Origin of the sequence: Pseudomonas yamanorum, assembly GCF_013386765.1 — a bacterium.
Taxonomy (GTDB): Bacteria; Pseudomonadota; Gammaproteobacteria; order Pseudomonadales; family Pseudomonadaceae; genus Aquipseudomonas; species Aquipseudomonas yamanorum_A.
In genome coordinates, this window is sequence record NZ_JACARE010000069.1 from 498 (window position 1) to 19,829 (window position 19,332).

The window sequence follows — 19,332 nt, forward strand, 5'->3', positions numbered from 1 at the left end:
GCCAGATGATGTCGTGGTTCTCATTGGTCCATTCCGACGGTTTCAGCGAGTATTTGTAGTCCTCTGAATTACGGTTGTTCCCGTCCCCGATGAAGTCCGGATGATCGCGCCGATGATCCCCGCCACGAATACTCGACCGCGCATCCCACTCTTCCTTGCGGAAATCAAAAATGCTCTGGTCCTGCGGCGCATCCCGCTGGCCCCAGTCGGACAGGTACGTCTGCAACCACACATACGCCTCATCGCCGTTGGGCTTGAGCAAGCCGTCCTGCTTGAAGTCCTGGATCTGGTCCCAGTTCTGCATCGAGATCTTGTGCAGCTTATGGGACTGCACCGTGCTCAAAATCGCCCCGACAAACGACAACGCACCGGAGATCAAGAAGCCCACCGGCCCCAGGAATGGAATGATCCGCCCGGTCACCCCCAGCGTTCCCAGCACGCCGCCTGCCGCGCCCACCAGGCTGCTGACACCGCCCGCCATGGACAGTGAGCCCGAGGCGATTTTCACCGGGTCTTTCTCGCGCACACCGTCACGCAGGGTGAACGCCGCCTGCACCACGCTGATCACGCCGCCTGCCACGTCGGTGGCCATGCCGATCACCTTGATCGCGCTGCTGGCGAACTTCGCGCCAAACCCGGCCCCGGCCACGCCGCCCCGGCTGGCGATGCCTTTTTCGATGCCTTCCTGGACCTTTTTCGCGCCTTCGTCGCTCCAGCCGCCGCTGTTGAGGGCCTTGCCCACGTCCTTGCCGTCGTCCATGGCCTGGTCGACGATCTCGAAGTACTTCTTCTGCACCGCTTCGGCGTCCTTGGGCAGCGCGTGGTAACCCTCGCCGGGCTTGGCCCACAGGTCGGGCAGGGAGCGATCGAAGCCCATCAGTTTGTAGGCGTTGGTGCCGCGCAATTTGTCGTAGACCTTCAAGCCCAGCGTGGCGAAGTGCGAGCCGGTGCCCAGGAAGCCAAGGAAGTCGTTGGCGATGCCCAGGCGTTTCATCGGCGTATCCGCCAGCTTGCCGCCCTGGCCCGCCAGTTGGTAGACGATCCGGCCCATGCCGATTGCGCCGCCCACCGAGCCGAGCACGCCGTTGTCCTTGAGGAAGTTGAGGTTCTTCACGAACGAGCTGCGGTTCTCTTCGCTGAGGCCCGGCATGATCTCCTTGCTCACGGCCTTGTCGATGTCGCTGAAGCTGATCACGCCGTTTTTCTGCCAGGTGTCGCCGAGGGAAATCATCGCCTTGCCGAAGTCGGCGGCGGCGTTTTTGTCCTTGAGCAGTTGGTCGACAAACTTCGAATACACCCCCAGCGCCTGGCGCGGCAGGCCGTCGGCGCTGCCCTTGAGCATCGACAAGATCGCCATGGTGTTGTCGGTGGTGGCCAGGGCGGTGTTGGCGTCATCGATCTTGGTGGGATCGTCCATCAGTTTTTCAACCGCGTCGGTGTAGCCATCGATCTGCAGGTTTTGCAGGAAGCTGTCGGCCTTGGCCGGGTCGATATCGGCCAGGGCGGTGTAGGCGGTCTGGATTTCCTGGGTGGCCAGTTCGGTCTTGCCACTGTCCTGCAGGGACTTGATGTACTTGGTGAAATTCTCCGAGGAGGTGCTGTCGATCAGTTTCTGTTTGGTCTCATCGACCTTGGCCTGGCCGCCGTCGACCTTGCCCAGGGCCGCGTCGTGGTTGGCCTTGATGTCGTGCTGGATGGTCGAGTCGCCGAGCAGGTCGTTGATGGTCTGGTCGATGGACTTGGTGTCGAAGATGTTGTCGCGCACGTCCCGGGAGGTCACGTCGATGGGCGTGGTGGCGATGCCCTGGTTGCCGAAACCGTGCTCGGGAATGATCGACATGCCGTTGTCGGCCATGCTCCGGGCTTCCACCGCCCGCAGGAACTTGGCGCGCGGGTCGTCCTTGCCGATGCTGCCGTCCTTGACCCCGGCGCGGTAACTGTCCACCAGGGTTTTCATCGACAGGTCCTGCACCGACAGCGGGTTGCCGCTTTCATCTTTTTCGGTGGTGGTGAGGTTGTCGACGGACACGTCCTTGAGCGGCGGCAGGCCGTTGTCGGTGCGCAGCTTGTCGACGTCGGTGGTCTGCGCGGCGATGTCGCTGCGGTAGCCGGAAATCTGTTCGAACATCTGTGGGTTGCTGTCTTCCGAGACCACGATTTTCTCTTCGCTGCCCCCCGGCTTGTGCTGGGTGAAGGCGATCAGCCCCGGGCCATAATCCCCGGCGCCGCCGACGCTCATGATGTCTTCGGTGGAGCCCAGGTAAGCGTCCGGGCCGGCGAGGGTGTAGCCGTCGCCCTTGGCCTTTTCGATACCGGCCAGGGTTTGGCCTTTGGTGGTGTAGGCGGCGAAGGCTTCGGGGGTGATGTCCTTGGACACCACCAGCAATTTGCCGTCGGCCTGGTTGACCACCAGGATGCCGTCCATGGGCGCGTCGACCTTGCTGATGTCACCCAGCTTCAGGCTGGCCTCGTCCTTGCGCAGCAGTTCCTGGCCGGGCAGGGACTGGGCGTTCTTGATGTAGTCGAAGGCTTGGGAACCTTCACTGGCGTGCACCGCGTGGAGGAAGTTGTAGAAGGTGCCGCCGGCGTTGGGGTTGGGGTTGCTGAGGTCGGCACCGGGCTGTGGCAGGTCGGCTTCGGACTTGCTGATTGCGTACTTGTGGCCCTGGTGCTCGAACAGGATCACCCCGGCGCTGCTGTCTTCCGACACCACTTTCAACTGGCTGAAATCGAGGTCGCCCGGCAGGCTGGTGACTTCTTCATAACCTTTGGATTTGCCGTCATTGAGGGCTTCCTTGGTCACCCCGGCCTGGGTGTAGGTGCTGAACGCCTGGGGCGTGAGCAATTCGGAAATGACCAGAGTCTTGCCGTTTTCCAGGCTGACCTTGAGGATGCCGTCTTCGGCCTTGCCCACGGATTTGATGTTGGCCAGGCGCACGCCGTCGCCGTCTTCGCGCAGCAGCTGCTGGTCGGGGTTCTTCAGGCTTTCGACAATGGCCTTGCCGGCCGGGGTGCCCTGGGTTTCGGCCAGGGTCTGGAGGACGGTGTACAGCGGCGTGCCTTCGTCGGGCCCGCCCTGATTGACCGGGGCCACGGCATGGCCGAAGCGCAGGTTCTTCAATACGTCGAAGCCGTCCTGGGCGTTGGCCGCACCCTCGGCGCTGATCTTGTATTTGGCGCCGTCCTGTTCGAAGTAGATCACCCCGGCGTCTTTGTCTTCGGAAATGACCTTGAGCTTGTCGATGTCGAGTTTGGCCGGGAGGGCGGTGACTTCCTTGTAGTCGTCGGGCTTGAGGGTTTTATCGCTTGTTCCCGAGGTGGCGAGGATTTTGGCTTTGTTCAGGACAGCGTCGAAAACGCGCTCGGGAGCGTTGGGTTGATCGACGCGGGGGGAGGCAGACTTTTCGGGGCGGGTGATCATCGGTTCAGTCCATGTGATGGGCGCACGAGGACTGGATATTAGGCGCTGCAAGCGAGTGAAAACGGGTTTGTTGGCAACAAGTCACAAGCTTTCACAGGTGTGAAATTCAGGTCCCGGGATAGCGCGTCTCCATCACGATCGACAATGCATCCGGGCGCCAGAACTCCTGGTCGAACTCCACCGGCTGGTCGTTTTCGCCGAAGTTCAAGCGTTCCAGATAAACACTGGTGGACCCGGTGGACAATTGCAGCAACTCGGCCTGCTCTTCATTCACGGTGCCAATGTGCATCTCCAGCTCACACCGCGACTGCACCCGGGAAAACCGCTCCCGCAGCAGCTGGGTCAGCGAGGTATTCAAGTCGGCGTCCAGCAGCCCCGGGCACCAGCTTGCCAGCAGCGCATTGAACTCCAGCAACACTGGCCGCCGGTCGATCCAGCGCCGCCGTTGCAGGAAAAACATCGGCTCATCCGCCGACGCGAGGCCCATCCGCCTGGCCAGCCAGTCGCCCGCGGGGCGCAGCTCTGCGTGCAGGCATTCGGTGCGCGGCGTACGGCCTTGGGCACTTACGTAATCCATAAAGCCGCTGATGCGTGTTGGGTCATAGCGGATGCGCCGGGGGCTGACAAACCAGCCGCGACGGTTTTCCCGGTACACCAGGCCTTCGGCTTCCAGCTGCTGCAAGGCCTGGCGCAAGGTGACCCGGGTGCAGCCGAAGCGCTCGATCATCTCCCGTTCGGACGGGAATTTCTCATCCGCCTGGGGCACACCCGCCGCGATATCGTGGGCGATCTGTTCGCGAATGCGCTGGTAGTGCGGTGAAATCGGGTCGAAAGGCATCCTGGGTTCCGTGTGCAGGCCGGGCGTGGGCGTGACTCTACCGTTCCTGTTGGCGCAGGTCACGCAGTGCCCACGAGCACCTTACTCAAAGCGGAACGAAGCCCCATGGGCCGAGGCTGGCAAGCGGTCACTGCCGTCGGCGCTGAGCCGCGAACGCAGGGTGCCGGTCTGCGGTGTGGTGCGATACAGCCCACGTTTTTGCAGGGCCGGGATCACCAGTTCGACAAAGTCATTCAGCGAGCCGTGGCTGATCAACGGGTTGAGCATGTAGCCGCTGGTGCCGGAAATTCTGGCGTGTTCCTCGATTTTTTCCGCCACCTGCTCCGGCGTGCCCACCAGGATCAGGTCGCTGCCCCGCGTCACGTTGGCGAAGCGTTGCTTGACCTCGCCGGCGGTCAGCGGTTTGCCGCTGCCATCGGGTCTCATCACGTAGGAGGTCATGCCTTCGGTGTGGGTGGACAGTGCTTCGCTGTCGGCGTAGCGGCTGATATCGATACCGGTGTCGCCCGCGTAGCTCACCAACTGCGCCTGCAGGTGATAGTTGCTTTGCAGGGTCTCGTATTTCTTTTGTGCTTCGATGGCGGTGGGGGCCGTGACGATGCGCAACACGGTCAGGGATTTGACGTCTTGCTGCCTGCGCCCGCGGGCCTCGGCCTGTCGCCAGATATCTTCCAGCCCCTGGCGTATCTCCAGTGGGTTGGATTTGGCGATAAACACCAGCTCTGCATGTTTGGCCGCGAACTGCCGGCCACGGCCCGACCAACCCGCCTGGATCAGCAGCGGCGTGCGTTGCGGCGAGGGTGACGTGAGGTGCGGGCCGGCCACCCGGTAATGGTCGCCGGCATGCTGGATCGGTCGAACACGCGCGCTATCGGCATAGGTGCGTGCGAGTTTGTCGGCGAGCACCGCGTCATCGGCCCAACTGCCTTCCCAGAGCTTGTACACCACGTCGAGAAACTCTTCGGCGCGTTCGTAGCGGTCGTCGTGCTTGATCATCTGCTCCAGGCCGAAATTGCGTGCGGCGCTGGACAGGTAAGAGGTGACGATGTTCCAGCCGATACGCCCATCGGACAAATGGTCCAGGGTGCTGAAGCGCCGGGCGTGGGTGAATGGGTGTTCATAGGTGGTGCTGACCGTGACGCCAAAGGCGAGCTTTTCGGTCAGGGCCACCAGTGCGGGAATGATCGTCAGCGGGTCGTTGGCCGGCGCTTCCACCGCCCATTTCAACGCCGCCGCTTCGGACCCGCCAAACACATCGTAGAAGCCCAGCACATCGCCGAAGAACATCAGGTCGAGGTTGGCTTCATCTGCCGTGCGGGCCAGGTTCGACCAGTACTTGAGGGTGTTGATGCCCAGGCGTTCATCCGCCGGGTGGGTCCACAGGCTGGGCGCGCCGCCGCAGCCGACACTGGCTTGTTCGTACAGGCCGAATAACAACGGGGTTGGATCAGACATGGTGCTTCCTGCAGGTAAAAAGCGGTTATCGCCCGTGAAGGTAGGCCTTGCCGTAGTGCCGCTCCAGCCGTGCCTGGATCAGCTCCAGGCCAATGGAGAGCAGCCAGTAGATGACGGCAGCGGTGGTGAGCATTTCGATGTAGCGGTATGAGGAGCGCCCGTAGGACTGCGCGAGGAACATCACTTCCCAGACGCCCATGACCGAGACCAGCGATGAGTCCTTGAGCATCGAAATGAACTGGCTGGTGGTCGGTGGAATGATGGTGCGCATCGCCTGGGGCAGCACGATCTGCCAGAACGTCACCGTCGGGCCCATGCCCAGCGCCGCCGCCGCATTCCGTTGGCCCTGGGACACTCCGATGATGCCGGCGCGAAAGATCTCGCTCAGGTACGCCCCGTAGTTCAACGACAGCGCAATGATCCCGGCGCTGATGGCGCCCGGCACTACGCCCAACTGGGGCAGGCCGAGGTAGATCAGCAAAATCTGGATCAGCAGCGGCGTGCCGCGAAAGAACGAGGCGTAAAAACTGGCAATCCCGAACGCCACTGCGCTGTTCGACAAGCGCGCCAGGGCCGTCGCAAACCCCAGGGCCAGGGACAGCCAGATCGAGCAGAAACACAGGAATAGCGTCAGCGCCGCACCCTGCAGAAAGCCGTTGGGCGACAGGTGCAGGCCCACCAGGTTCTGCCACTTGGCCGCGACGATCGCAAACTTCAGGTCGAAGCTCATGAACAGCCCGGCGAACAGGCACAGCATCACGCCCCAGGTCAGCCACAGGCGCACCTGGAAGGGCAACCACTGGCGTTTGACGGGCGGCGGTTTCACCACAGAGGGCGGGGTGGGGAAAACGCTCATTGGGTGATGTCTGCGCCAATCCATTTCTGGGAGATCTTCGTCAGCGTGCCGTCGCTTTTAAGGTCGGCCAGCACTTGGGTCAGCCTCGCGTCCCATTGGGGGTCGCCTTTTTCGGTGGCGACCACGTTGGGCTCGCTGTAAAGCTGTTTGCCGACGACCTTGAAGCGTGGGTCATGCTTGATTCGCTCATTGGCGGTCACCAGGTTGGTGAGCATTGCGTCCAGGCGTTTGCCGGTGCCGAGCGCCAGGTCCTGGAAGGCCACGATTTCATTGTCGTAAGGCACGGCTTGAATCTGGCTGAACGGGTATTCGATTGGCGTGTTGGCGCCTTCGATCACCAGGTCTTTGTTCAGGTAGGCCTCGTAGGTCGAGGCGCTGCCCACGCCGACTTTTTTCCCGGAAAGGTCACTGGCCGAGTGGATGGAAGATTCATCGGCATTGACCACGATGACCGCCGGTGAGGCGTAATACTCGACAGGAAAATTGAACACTTGCCCACGGGCGGCACTTGGGGTCATGGAGCAGATGCACACGTCATAACGCCCTTGCCAGCGGCCAGCGGCGATCACTTCCCAAGAGGGTGTTTCCAACTTCAGGGTGACGCCAAGTTTGTCGGCCACGGCCTTGGCCACGTCGACGTCGAAGCCATCGAGCTGGTTTTGTTCATTGAGAAAAGAGAAGGGCGGATAGTTCTCCATCAGCACGCCAACCAACTGTTTGGATTGCGTGATGCGATCCAGCGTTGCCCCGGCGAACACCGCCGGGCTGGCTACTAACAGGGCTAGGCCCAAGGTCACGACAGTACGTAAATTCATAAATATACCCATGGGATTTTTTATATTTAAACGCGATAAGGGCTTTATGTTTAATGATTTTATGTACTGTAATGCGTTGTTTTAGTTATATGTTTTCCCAACTGTTGGCCTGGCAACAGTTGGGAAGCAAACATCGTGTTCAAGCAACTGAAAGTTGCTGTTCCTGTTGGCGCAAGTCACGCTGCCACGACACCAACCCATACGCCGCCAACACCACAAACCCGGCATACAACGCGGCGGTCAATTGCAGATCCTTGTACACAAACAGCCCGACGTACACCGTATCCAGCACGATCCACAGCCACCAACTCACCACATACTTGCGCGCCGCCCACAGGCTGGCCACCAGGCTGAAAGCGGTGAGCAGCGAGTCCAGCCACGGCAATGCGGCATCGGTGAAGTGGTGCATGGCGGCGCCCAGCAGCAGGGCGCCGATCACACCTGCGAATAAATGACGCCACGCTTCCTGCACCGGCAAACGCTCGACCCGCACCTTGCCCGCGTCGATGCGCCCGGTGCTCCAGCGCCACCAGCCGTAGCCCTGCAACACAGCGAAGACCAGTTGCAGGAGCATGTCGGAATACAGCTTCACCTCGAAGAAGATCCAGCCGTACAGCAACACCGCGACCACACTGACCGGCCAGCACCAGCGCACCCGTCGGGCGGTGAGCCACACCCCGGCGATATTGAAGATTACAGCGACTATTTCCAGCGGCGTCATACGGTCCCCTCAGGGTCAATTTTGCAGGTGCAGCGCCTGTTGCTTGAGCTGGCGCTTGCGTTCAAAGGGCAGTTTTTCCTGGTCGCCATAGGGCGCGCTGTACCAGTTGCCGTAGGTCGGGTTGGGCAGCACGAACCAGCGTTGGCCGAGCCAGCCCAGGTAGGGTTCGGCGGCCTTGCGCTGGGCGTCCAGGGTGTTGTGTTCGGCCTGCACGAAATCCCCCAGGGAGTCACCGGCCAGGATCAGCACGCGGGCATGTTGGGCGACCCATTGGCGGCGGCAGTTCTTGCCGTAGCCGGCCTGTTCGCAGCTGCCAATCGGGGTGCCGGCGGCCAGTACCTGCTGGTCGCTGTCTACCGGAAAGCCTCGCAGGCGCAGGTTGTTGACGGTGGCCTGGACCTGGCTTTGCTCACGGTTGGTGATGTAGTACACCGTGATGCCTTTGTGTTTGGCGGCCTGCAGGAAGGCGACTGCGCCGGGCAGCGCCTGGGCCTTGGCCTGGTCGACCCAGGTGTTCCAGCGGTCGTAGGAGTAGACCTGGTTATTGACGATGTCCCGGGCGTTCAGCGGGATGTTGTCGAGCACGGTTTCGTCGATGTCGACGACCACCGCCGGCGGCAACCCGGTCAGATTACGCGGGGGCAAGGGCAGGGCGTCCCAGTCCGCAGTGTTGAGGGCCACGTCCAGTTGCCGGGTGGCGTTGGCGAATACCTGGCGGTAAATCAGCTCGTGCTCGATGGACGTTTGGGTCCACAGCACCGCATCCAGCTGGTCGTTGGCGGGTGGTTGCTGCTGGCAGCCGACGAGGGCGGTGGAGAGCAGGCACACACTGGCAAAAATCAGATTACGCATGAACAGTCAGCCTCAAAAATTGACGGTGGCGGATAACCGCGCGGTGCGTGGCGCGCCCAGGAACAGGTAGCCATCGCCCGCGGATTCACCCACGTCGCGCCAGTAGCGTTTGTCGAACAGGTTGTCGACGGTCAGGCGCAGCACAGTATCGTAATCACCGACTTTGGTGCTGTAGCGTCCGCCCACATCGAACACTGCATAGTCGTCGACCTTCACGCTGGCCTCGCGGTTTGCGTACTTGCTACCGCTGTATTGCACCCCGCCGAGCAGGGCCAGGCCCTTGATCCCGGGAATGCTGTAGTCGCCGTGCAGGCTGGCACGCAGCTTGGGTACGTTGATCGCCTGGTGGCCGTCATAGTCGTCGGTGCCGCTGCCACTCACCCGGGCGCGAATCGCCGCCACGCTGGCCGAGACTTGCAGGTTGTCGGTCACCCGGCCGTTGGCCGAGAGTTCCAGGCCCACGTTCTTCTGCTTGCCTTGCTGCACAAAGGTGATGCTGCCGTCATCGTTGGGCCGGTTGTATTGCAGGTCCTGGGTGATCTGGAACAGCGCGGCGGTCAGGCTCAGGCGCTGCAAGTCATGCTTGATCCCCACTTCCAGCTGGCGCGAAGTGGTCGGTGGCAGTACTTCATCGGCGTTGCTGCTGAACCACGCTGCCGTACCGCCCAGGGACAGGCCCTTGCTGTAGCTGGCGTACAGTGTCGTGTCGGGGCGCGGCTTGTAGATCAATGCCACCTGGGGCAGAAACACACTGCGCTGGGTATGGCGGGTGGTGTCGCCGGCCTGGTCGTAGGTTTCTTCGTCGAGGCGCACCTGGCGCCCGCCCAGGATGGTTTGCCACTGCTCGTTGAAGCTGATGCGGTCGCTGGCGAACAGGCCGTATTGGCGGCTATCCAGGCGCCGGTAGGTGTGGCCCAGTGGGCCCTCGTAAGGATCAAGCACCGGCGGTTTTTCGTAGATATTGCCTTCGCCGATGTATTCGTTGATCGACGTGCGCCGGTCCACCAGGCGGCGGAAGGCGGTGGTGCCGAAGGTCAGGTCGTGCTTGAGAAACCCGGTGTCGAACTGGCCGTTGAGCGCGGCCTGGGCTTCTTCGTTGCTGCGGGTGTCGTCTGGGCTGCGGTAGTCCGAGATGTCGTAGTCGCCCTCGGCGCTGAAGTGGTTGGGCACTGCGGTGTTGGCGCAACTGGCGGCGCCGTAGCAGCCCCAGGCGAAGGTGCTGTAATCGTCGATCACCACGCGGCTGCGGGAGGCGCTGAAGCTGGCTTTCCAGGCCTCGTTGAAGCGGTATTCGAACAGGCCATCGAGGTTCAGCGACTTGATGCCCACCGGGTTCGACCAGCTCTGGTAGCCCAGCAAATCCCGTGGCGATGCGTTGTGGGGCACGGTGGTGCCGCCGAGCAATTGATAACCGGGCACCGAGCGCTGCTCGCGGTTCTGGTACTCGGCGTTCAGTTGCAGCAGGGCGTTGGGGCTGATGTTCCAGTCGAGGGCCAGGGACGCAAAATCCCGCTGGCCGTCGGCGTGGTCGACGTAGGAGCGGATGTCTTCGTGGGCCAGGTTGACCCGCACGCCCACCTGCTGCTCGGCGCCGAGCCAGCCGCCGACGTCGGTGGCCAGGTAGCGCTCGCCGTGTTCGTTGGTGGACACGGTCACCGAGCGTACATTCTCCGGGCGCTTGCTCACGTAGTTCACCAGGCCACCGGGCTCGGACACGCCGCTTTGCAGGCCGGACAGGCCCTTGAGCACTTCCACCTGCTGCTTGTTCTCCAGCGCCACGTTCTGTTCGCCGGTGATAGTGCGGCCGTTGATCTTGTAGCTGCTGGCGGGGTTCAGCGAGAAGCCGCGCACCACGAAATTCTCGTAGTACCCCACCGGCGCGTAGCTGTCGCCCACTGAGGCGTCGTTCTTCAACACCTCGCTCAGCAGGCGGGCTTGCTGGTCTTTCAGGCGGGCCTCAGTGATCACCGCCACCGAGGCCGGGGTGTCCAGCAACGGGGCATTATCGAAGCCGGCGACGGCGGCCTTTTTGGCCTGGTAATCGGTGGCCTGTTCGCCGACCACGGTGACGGTGTCCAGGGTTGCGTCCTGGGCATGGGCGGCCGTGGCGGCGAGGGTGATGCTCAGGGCGAGCAGGGTGTGACGGTACGGTGTTGCCATAAAAGGAGCGCTCCAAGGGCCTGCCCGCTGGCACATCACGCTTTATCGGGCGCAAAAGGGCCCAGCGCTGCGCAACGGACGGGTTGCCAGTACGAAATTAAAAAGCCGGGGTCGCCGCGAAGGCGTCAGGCCGGAGCTGCTCCGGTAGTCATTGGTAAGCGTGCATCGGTGGCCCATTCCTGGAGCGAGCCGTCGTAGAGTGCGATGTCCTGGCGACCCAGCAGGGTCAGGGCCAGGGCGTTGGCCGCAGCCGAAATGCCGCCGCCGCAATAGAGAATCAGTGGACCGTCGCTGTGCAGCAGCGTGGGTCCGATGGCCAGGGCCAGGGCGTCCTTGGGCAGGTAGCGACCCTGGGCATCAAACAGCGTGCGTGCTGGCAGGTTGTGGCTGCCGGGAATGTGCCCGCGCCGGGCGTAGCGGGTGGCTGCAGTGCCTTCGAACAAGGCGGCGCCCAATGCACAGACCAGTACGCCGGGTGAGTCCCCTGCGACCACCGCTTCAACGCCGGCACGGTCGATCCACAGTGGCGCATAGGCGTGAATTGGCCAGGGTTCGACGGCGCTGGTTATTGCCGGCTGCCCGCTGTGCTGCGCTAAGCCCGCCCGTTGCCAGGCGTTGAAACCACCGTCCAGCACCGACGCAGCAATACCCAGCCCGCGCAACATCCACCACAGGCGTGCGGCCCAGAAACCGTCGGCGCGGTCGTAGATCACGACCTGGCTGCCGGCACCTGAGCCCAGGTTTGCCAGGGCCTGAACCAGGGCTTGCGGGGTTGGCAGGGCGAAGCTGTAGCTGGCGTGGGAGTCCGCGAAGTCGGTCAACAAATCGGCATGCCGTGCGCCGGGGATATGCGCCTGCAGCCAGCCGGCATGCCCGCTGGCGACCCGGTAATCTCCGTCAAAACGCGGCGACGGCAGCACCACGGTAGCGTCCAGAATTACCAAGCCTGGCTCCCCGAGGCGGGCATGCAGCCAATCGGTATCGACCAGGATGCTCATACGGATTTGCGCCGGATATGACCGAGCAAGCGTTGCCCCTGGGCACCGGCAAACCATTGCAAATGGCCCAGCAGGTAAGCGTGATAGGCCACGTCGGCGCTGCGGGTAGAACCCACCACGCCCTGGTAGTACGCCACTTCGGACAGGGCGAAATCCACATGCACCAACGGCAGCAGGGCGCTCAGCGTGTGCAGGTCTTGCGCGCTCAGTGGCCGGATTTGGTGATAGCCGGCAAGCAGTGCATCGACGCTGTCGAGGTCCGCGATCGCCGGGCGGCCGAGGTCCAGGTCCAGCCAGGGCACGGCGTTGCGCTCGATGGCGGTGGCCAGGTCGTAGAGGGCGAAGGTGCGGTCGGCCAGGCCGAAATCCAGCACGCTGGACACCGTGCCGTCTTCATTCCACAGCAGGTTCGAGGCGTGCCAGTCGTTGTGGGTCCAGAGTGGCGGTTGCTGCTGCAGCAAGGGTTGCAGTGGTGCGTGCCAGGGCAACAGCAACTCGGTGAGTTGCGTGTGCCAGTCCTTGTCGGCCAGGTACTCGGCCAGCGCCGGTGTGTTGGCGATAGCTGCCAGTGGCGCGGGTTGTTCGATCAGTCGGGCGTTGGCAAGCAGCACTTCGGTTTGGCGGTGTGGGGCGGTGTAGCCTTCAGCCGCTTGATGCAGCTGAGCCAGGGCGACGCCTGCCGCCAAAGCGTGTTGGGTCGTTTGAAAAGGCGACCACGACAGCGCGTCGCGGTACAGGTCCAGGCCCTTGGCGACGTGGTGAATCTCATAGGTCCATTCGCCCTGCTTCGTGGCCGTCGCGCCATGGCGGTTGGGCACCACCGCGGCAACCGGTGCGCCCTGGCGATGCAGGTGGGCGATCAGGCGGTGCTCTTCCTCCAGCCACGTGGCTTGCCGCACCTGCTGGTGATGCCGTTTGACGAACAGGGTGGCGCTGCTGGTGGTGATCAGCCCGGCGGCGGAAAACGGTCGCGGGCTGTGCCAATGCAGGCTGCGCAGTTGCCCGAGGTGCGGGTACTCGCGCAGCAGGTGCTGGATATCCGCTTCGTGCAGCGCTGGCCAGTCGGCAGCCACCGGATCAAGCCCCAGGCCATGGGCAGTGCGTTGTGGGTTCATGCCGCCGCTCCGGGCAGATAGGCGTTACTGGTTGCCTCTTGCCACACCTGCGGATTGTCGAGCACCGCGTGCTCATGCAGCCACTCGGCGTAAGGCTTGAGCAGCGCTTGGCGTTGCTCGCCCCAGCGGCCGCCATGCAGCCAGGTCGGGGCGATCTTGTGCAGGGATGCGTTGAGCAATTCCGCCGGAAAATACGGCGTGGTGTGTTCGTAGGCCGCCAGCGCAATCGTCGGCTCCTCGGCCACGGCGAGATAGCCGCGGGCCGTGGCTGCGAGGAAATCACGCACCAGCCAAGGCTGCTCGGCGAGGGTTCGTTCGTGGGCGCCCAACAGGTAGCTGTGATACGCCGGTGCGCCAATCTCATCCACCGGCAACACCACCCGGCGCTCCGCCTCGATAGGACTGTGCATCAATGCTTCCCAGGCCCAGTAGCCGCCGAAACTGGCATCGGCGATCCCTTCGGCCAACTGCTCGGGGCGTAGCTCACGCACGCCGCTGTCCACCAGGATCACGCCATCCGGATCGCCACCGTCGTTGCTCACCAGATGACGCACCATCGCCAAACCCCGCGGTGTGGGGTTGAGCGCCAGGCGCTTGCCCACCAGGTCCCGAGGACGCTGGATACCGGAGTCGGTGAGGGTTTGAATCGACTCAAGCCCCGCATGATTGATCGCCGCGATGCCTTGCAGCGCTTGCCCCAGGCCGCGCCGGACCAGTAGGCGGTTGCTCGGGAAAATGCCGAAGTCCGCTGCGCCAGTCAGCAGGTGTTCAAGGGTGTCGCCCCGATAAGGATCGTGCACCACCAACTCCACATCCAGCCCCAGCTCGGCGTACCAACCGCGTTCCCTCGCCAGGTACAAACCCGCCGAATTCGGCCAGGGATGAAAGTACTCCAGCATTACCTTTACCGACACCATCGCTTGCTACTCCAGCTTGCAGTCTTGTGATGGGGGCGATTTATAAGGGAGCAATCTGGTATATACCAATATCGTTTATTGCTATGGATATGCCGGAATGGTTGGCGGGCAGTCGAGCCAAGGACTTTTCGCGAGCTCAAGTGATAGGCAAAAGCATCGGATTGGCTGGAACTATTTGTGCTGTTCTGTCATTTGTCAGGTTGGGCTTATAACTGGGGAAGAAAGCTTTATGGATGTTCGCACCAAACTCGCAACGCGCTATGAGGGACCTTGCCACGTCCTGGATCATTCAAGAATCGAGGTGGGAGACATACTGCTTTCAACCTCCGAGGCTTGGGTCAGCTCTGCGATCAAAGTGGTGACTCGTTCGGCGTTCAGCCACGCCGCTATTTTTGTCCAAGCGGGCGGTTTGGTGATTGAGGCTGTGCATCCCCATATCAAGTTGACCTCAATGGTGGACAAGGCCATTCGCGACGCGAAGAACATCCGGGTGCTTCGCTGGGCCAATCCGCAGGTGCCGTGCAATACCCAGGCGATTGCCGAGTACGCCCGATCCCATGTATTCAAGAACTATTCCCGCAGTGGTGCGGTGTTAAGCAAAGCTCCGCAAGGCTTGGGAACTGAAGAAGAGTCGCAGCTGTTCTGCTCGCAGTTGATTGCCTCCAGCTACCTGGCAGGTGGTGTGTCGCTGACCGATAAGGCTCCCGCCAAGACCACTCCGGCGGATATCGCTAAAAGCCCTTATCTGTTGGATGTAACGCAAAGCGTGTTGCTGCCTGCCCATGCCAGCGACCTCATGGTCGAGCGCTTTGTCGAGCAGGGCAGTGATGCGGACATGGGCACTGAATTTCACGCCCTCGTCAAAGGAATTGTGGATGCGACTGTGGGTGGGTGTCCTTTTATCAAGAAGGGCAAGCTTAAGTCCCTCGAAGAAGTTATTGGCCTGCTGATAGCGCCTGAACGCTCGCTTGAACCTGCCCAGGAGCAAGTGCTTATCCGGCAATTCTCATTGGCAGTAGGGGGCCGACTCGATCATTTCCTCGAACGGTGGGTGCAAACGCATGCGGGTGCCGCCTTCTCTTACGATGCAATTATCGATGCCGTAATTGAAGGCGGCTTCTGTACGAATGGCCAACTGCGCCAGCACCTGGTGTTTCTTGAGTCTTTGAACAGTCAGGCCAGGCAAGGACTGGCATGGCGTGTTCAAAGCCTTGAGTTTATGAAGCAAGTACCACCGTCTGTGGCCACGTTGCCTGTGATCAAGGGTATTGAGCGTTTTTACCAACGCCTGTTTAGCATCGAGACGCAACTGTTTGATGTTGGCATGATCGCAACCGAGCGGCTTCGGGCGCACTTGAAGCACAGCGGCGCCTCGAGTGAAACGCCGACTGGCTGAAGGTCGTAGATAAGGTCTACAAAACCTGGGAAGGGGCTGCCCGCCATGTGGGAAAGCCGCGATGATCAATCATCCAGTGAGGCTGGCCAGGCCGTATGCAGACGCCACCGACCCAGCGTTCTGCTGTTGCATGGTCCGGCCAGTAAGCCTTCGCGTTCAAAACCTGACGACCCAGCGCAGTCAGCGCCAACATCCGTTGAGGCCATGGCAACTGAGCCTCGGACTCGATCAACAGCGGATTTTCGCCATCAATCAACGGCCGCATCAGCGCGTGGAACATCATGTCCCCCAGATACGGCAGCGGTTCACGCTTGCCCATCAACTCGGCGTACACCCTGCCAAACGGCACCGGCCCGGCCTCGGCCACGTAGTGCAGGGCCAGGCGTTCGGTCAGTGACAAACCGTCCCGCGTCCCCGGCAGCTCCTGCAACTGCCGGCGCAATGCCGGGGCCAGGAAGGGCAGGGATGGATGGTGGGCCCGGGCCAGTTCCGCCAGCTTGAGCGGCGAGCTGGCGCAATACGCCGACCAGGCCTGCCGCGCCAGTTGCAGCATGCTCTCATCGACCGGGCGGCGCTGGGGCCAGAGCCATGCCAACACTTCGGGCGCCAATTGGCCAATGCCGATAAAACGTTGCACGCCGGGGATACGGTCGACCTCGATCAGCTCAAGCTTTTCAGGCAGATGCTCAAGCCCCGCCAACGCACGCATCAGGAACAACTGATCGTACGCATCCGCCTCGCACCACAATACGCTGTGGCCGCTGCTGCCCAACTGTTCAAGATGGGTGTATTCGTCGGCATGCCGGCGCGCCACCTCGGCCTCATCCATGGCAAACACCTGGCTGATGTAGCGGCTGCGAACGGCCTGGTAGTGCTCGGCTGGCAGGTCCTGCACCGGGCCCATGCACAATGGGTCAATCAGCATCCGAAAGTGGCCCTTGAACCCCGCCACGCCGAGGCTGTGGGCGATGTCGTTGCCGCAGCGCCAGTGGGTGGTGCGGGCCTCGTCGCTGGCTTCGAAACCCGGATGGCGGGCGGCAAAATCTACCGTATCGACGTGGGCTTTCAGTTTGGGCCAGCTAGGGAAACCGAGCTCCTTGGCGATCAGCCACTGGGCATCGGATAAGGTGGGAGTAGCGGCGGCATCGGCGTTTTTCAGGCGCAGCAAAAGCTCCTTGGCGCGCTTGCGTTGCTGCTCAAGGTTGATACGGCCGTTAGTAGACGATAATGATTGCGACATACGATCTCCTTGCACAAACCTTGTCCGCTTTAAGGTTGGGAGTCGTAGAAATGTGATATTCAGTCAAGGTCTTGGGCGCAGCCCTTTCCGCGGATGGTGGCGTAGATGGCGCCAGGCGGGAAATATAGGCAGTGCAATGGTTGATTGCAAGCCGCCCGGCGCAGAGTGCCGGTGTCTGGCACAGGAGATGTTCATGAAAGTTGGTGTGATTTCCGATACCCACGGCCTGCTCCGCGCCGAGGCCCTGGCGGCCCTGGAGGGGTGCGAGCAGATTGTTCACGCCGGGGATATCGGCAGCCCGGAAATTCTCGAACTGCTGGCCTCGATTGCGCCGTTGCATGTGGTGCGCGGCAATAACGACCTTGATGCGGCCTGGGCTGAGCACCTGGCTGACCGGCTGGATTTCGACCTGAATGGCTGGCGGTCGCTGCTGGTGCATGACATTGCCGATGTGCCGAAGGTGCTTGATCCGGACATCAGGCTGGTGATCACCGGCCACTCCCACAAGCCGCTGATCGAGTGGCGCGGCGAGCGATTGTTTCTCAATCCCGGCAGTGCAGGGCGGCGGCGTTTCAAGTTGCCGGTGACCCTGGCGCTGCTCGAGGTGCGGGAGAAGTCCATCAAGCCGCGCCTGGTGTCGCTGGAGCCCAAGCGCTGAATAAAACCTGTGGCGAGAGGGGTTGTTGTGGTGAGGGAGCTTGCTGTGGCGAGGGAGCTTGCTCCCGCTGGGACGCGAAGCGGCCCCAATAAAGCCACTGCGATACACCTGAAAAAAACCCGTCAATTTCTTGGGTCTGCTGCGCAGCCCAGCGGGAGCAAGCTCCCTCGCCACGTGTCTTACCATTGCGCCTAAATCAGGAACAAGGATCATCAACTCCATGAGCGTATTAGTCGAAACCCGGGCGCTCACGCGGATGGACGAGCGCCGCCAACTCCAACTGTTGCACCCGACGAACTTCCAACTGCACCGCGCCGACCGGATCTCCATCACCGGCTCATCCGGCTCCGGCAAAAGCGTATTCCTGCGGGCACTTGCCTTGCTCGATGCACCGTCCTCCGGGGATATCCTCTGGAATGGGCAACCCATCGCCAACGTGCAAATCCCGCAGTACCGCAGCCATATCAGCTACCTCGCCCAACGCCCGGCGCTGATCGAGGGCAGCGTGGAAGACAACCTGCGTTTCCCCTACAGCCTCAAGGCCTTGCACCACCTCAGTTTCGACTCGCAGGCCGTCAATGCGCTGCTGGCCCACGCAGGAAAAGAGCCGGGCTTCCTGGCAAAAAATGCCGGGGATTTATCCGGCGGTGAGTCCCAGGTGGTGTCGCTGATCCGCACCCTGCAACTCAATCCCGATGTGCTGTTGCTGGACGAACCCACCGCCGCCCTCGACCCGGCCTCATCCCGGGAAGTCGAGGCGTTGATCAACGCCTGGGCCGAAGCGGACAAAGACCACGCCTATGTCTGGGTGTCCCACGACCTTGAGCAGGCGCAACGCATGAGCACCACTCACCTGCACATGGATGCCGGTGTGCTGACGGGGGCCGTGCAGCCATGAACTATCACGACCTTACGGCACTGGACATGGCCATCGCCGCTTCGCTGATCCTGATCAATGGCGCGCTGTCGCTGTTATTGCGTCTGGGCCTGGAGCGCCAGTTGTTTTGGGCCGCTGTGCGCACGGTGGTGCAGTTGCTGGCGATTGGGTATTTGCTGGGCTGGGTCTTTGAATTCGCCTACTGGTACGTGGTGCTGCCGCTGATGTGCCTGATGACCCTGATCGCCGGGCTCTCGGCCGCCGGGCGTGGCAAGCGTACCTATGCCGGGCAGCGGGCCGACAGCATTGTGTCGGTGTGGGGCAGTTCGTGGCTGGTGACGGCGGTTGGCCTGTTCGCGGTCATTCGGATTCACCCGTGGTACGAGCCGCAGTATGCGATCCCGATTCTTGGGATGATTCTCGGGAATACGCTCACCGGTGTATCGTTGGGGATTGAGCGCATGACTCAGGAGCTGACCTCGGGGCGCAATACTATCGAGATGGTCCTGGCGTTGGGTGGTTCGCGCTGGGAAGCGGCGCAGGACGCGATTCGCCAGGCGGTGCGGGCGGGGATGATTCCGACCCTGAACCAGATGACGGTGGTGGGGATTGTCAGCCTGCCCGGCATGATGACTGGCCAGGTGCTGGCGGGAGAGAGCCCGGTGGACGCGGTGCGTTATCAGATCGTGATCATGTTTTTGATCGCCGCGTCTTCGGCGTTGGGTACGGTGGGTGCGGTGTTGCTTACCTACCGGCGGTTGTTTTCGCCTGGGCATCGGTTTTTGCGGTATCGGCTTGAAGATCGGGTGTAATCCTGGTGAGGGCGGGTAGCGGTTTTGGGGTGGTTTACTGTGTACATATCCATTCCTGCGGTAACGGCGGCTTATGGTTTCGCTCTTACAGCGACTCACTTTGGAAAAGCCGGAATGCCGGCCCAGCCCAAAGTAAGCAAAGGGCTCTGCCCCGCCTGTCGGCGCCTCGCCTAGGCTCGGCGTTCCCTCACTCCGGGATTG

General features: G+C 62.0%; 16 protein-coding genes. 4 read left to right on the forward strand and 12 right to left on the reverse strand.

Translation table 11 applies throughout. The features are described 5' to 3' along the window. The 11 genes from HX875_RS31545 to HX875_RS31595 form a co-directional block, all read right to left on the reverse strand. The coding region (locus HX875_RS31545; RefSeq protein WP_177048835.1) for a hypothetical protein at positions 1–3,421 on the reverse strand (3,421 nt) is incomplete at its 3' end. A 106-nt stretch (positions 3,422–3,527) separates the two neighbouring features. After that, positions 3,528–4,259, reverse strand: a complete 732-nt coding sequence (locus HX875_RS31550; protein ID WP_177048837.1) for a UTRA domain-containing protein — start codon at positions 4,257–4,259, stop codon at positions 3,528–3,530. Positions 4,260–4,340: 81 nt separating this feature from the next. After that, complete coding sequence (locus HX875_RS31555) at positions 4,341–5,714, reverse strand: LLM class flavin-dependent oxidoreductase (RefSeq protein ID WP_177048838.1); 1,374 nt, start codon at positions 5,712–5,714, stop codon at positions 4,341–4,343. A 25-nt stretch (positions 5,715–5,739) separates the two neighbouring features. Next, a complete protein-coding gene (locus HX875_RS31560) occupies positions 5,740–6,570 on the reverse strand; it encodes an amino acid ABC transporter permease (RefSeq protein ID WP_177048839.1) in 831 nt (276 codons plus the stop codon). After that, positions 6,567–7,385: an ABC transporter substrate-binding protein gene (locus tag HX875_RS31565; protein WP_008433155.1), complete on the reverse strand. Its 819-nt coding sequence runs from the start codon at positions 7,383–7,385 to the stop codon at positions 6,567–6,569. The genes HX875_RS31560 and HX875_RS31565 overlap by 4 nt, the downstream gene beginning before the upstream one ends. Before the next feature lie 139 nt (positions 7,386–7,524). Further along, complete coding sequence (pnuC, locus tag HX875_RS31570) at positions 7,525–8,106, reverse strand: nicotinamide riboside transporter PnuC (protein ID WP_177048840.1); 582 nt, start codon at positions 8,104–8,106, stop codon at positions 7,525–7,527. A gap of 15 nt (positions 8,107–8,121) precedes the next feature. Further along, positions 8,122–8,958, reverse strand: a complete 837-nt coding sequence (locus HX875_RS31575) for a 5'-nucleotidase, lipoprotein e(P4) family (RefSeq protein ID WP_177048841.1) — start codon at positions 8,956–8,958, stop codon at positions 8,122–8,124. A 12-nt stretch (positions 8,959–8,970) separates the two neighbouring features. Then, entirely contained in the window at positions 8,971–11,118 is a 2,148-nt protein-coding gene (locus HX875_RS31580) for a TonB-dependent siderophore receptor (RefSeq protein WP_177048842.1), read from the reverse strand. 125 nt (positions 11,119–11,243) lie between these two features. After that, positions 11,244–12,116: a sulfurtransferase gene (locus HX875_RS31585; RefSeq protein ID WP_177048843.1), complete on the reverse strand. Its 873-nt coding sequence runs from the start codon at positions 12,114–12,116 to the stop codon at positions 11,244–11,246. Continuing rightward, positions 12,113–13,231: a phosphotransferase gene (locus tag HX875_RS31590; protein WP_177048844.1), complete on the reverse strand. Its 1,119-nt coding sequence runs from the start codon at positions 13,229–13,231 to the stop codon at positions 12,113–12,115. Before HX875_RS31590 ends, HX875_RS31585 begins: the two co-directional genes overlap by 4 nt. After that, a complete protein-coding gene (locus HX875_RS31595; RefSeq protein WP_177048846.1) occupies positions 13,228–14,148 on the reverse strand; it encodes an ABC transporter substrate-binding protein in 921 nt (306 codons plus the stop codon). The genes HX875_RS31590 and HX875_RS31595 overlap by 4 nt, the downstream gene beginning before the upstream one ends. A gap of 229 nt (positions 14,149–14,377) precedes the next feature. On the opposite strand from HX875_RS31595, the gene HX875_RS31600 reads away from it, so the two are divergent. Then, a complete protein-coding gene (locus tag HX875_RS31600; protein ID WP_177048847.1) occupies positions 14,378–15,544 on the forward strand; it encodes a YiiX/YebB-like N1pC/P60 family cysteine hydrolase in 1,167 nt (388 codons plus the stop codon). Between the two features lie 16 nt (positions 15,545–15,560). On the opposite strand, the gene HX875_RS31605 is transcribed toward HX875_RS31600, so the two are convergent. Further along, the gene (locus HX875_RS31605; RefSeq protein WP_177048848.1) at positions 15,561–16,784 is read right to left on the reverse strand and encodes a DUF1835 domain-containing protein; all 1,224 of its coding nucleotides are present in this window, start codon (positions 16,782–16,784) and stop codon (positions 15,561–15,563) included. Positions 16,785–16,977: 193 nt separating this feature from the next. Here HX875_RS31605 and HX875_RS31610 point away from each other — a divergent pair, with 193 nt between their 5' ends. The 3 genes from HX875_RS31610 (at position 16,978) to HX875_RS31620 (ending at position 19,131) form a co-directional block, all read left to right on the forward strand. Continuing rightward, on the forward strand, positions 16,978–17,442 hold the full coding sequence (locus HX875_RS31610) for a metallophosphoesterase family protein (RefSeq protein WP_177048849.1): 465 nt from the start codon (positions 16,978–16,980) through the stop codon (positions 17,440–17,442). A 220-nt stretch (positions 17,443–17,662) separates the two neighbouring features. Beyond that, positions 17,663–18,340 (forward strand): ABC transporter ATP-binding protein, encoded by a 678-nt coding sequence (locus HX875_RS31615; protein WP_177048850.1) that lies wholly within the window; start codon positions 17,663–17,665, stop codon positions 18,338–18,340. Then, positions 18,337–19,131: an ABC transporter permease gene (locus tag HX875_RS31620; RefSeq protein WP_177048851.1), complete on the forward strand. Its 795-nt coding sequence runs from the start codon at positions 18,337–18,339 to the stop codon at positions 19,129–19,131. The genes HX875_RS31615 and HX875_RS31620 overlap by 4 nt, the downstream gene beginning before the upstream one ends. Positions 19,132–19,332 lie beyond the last annotated feature (201 nt).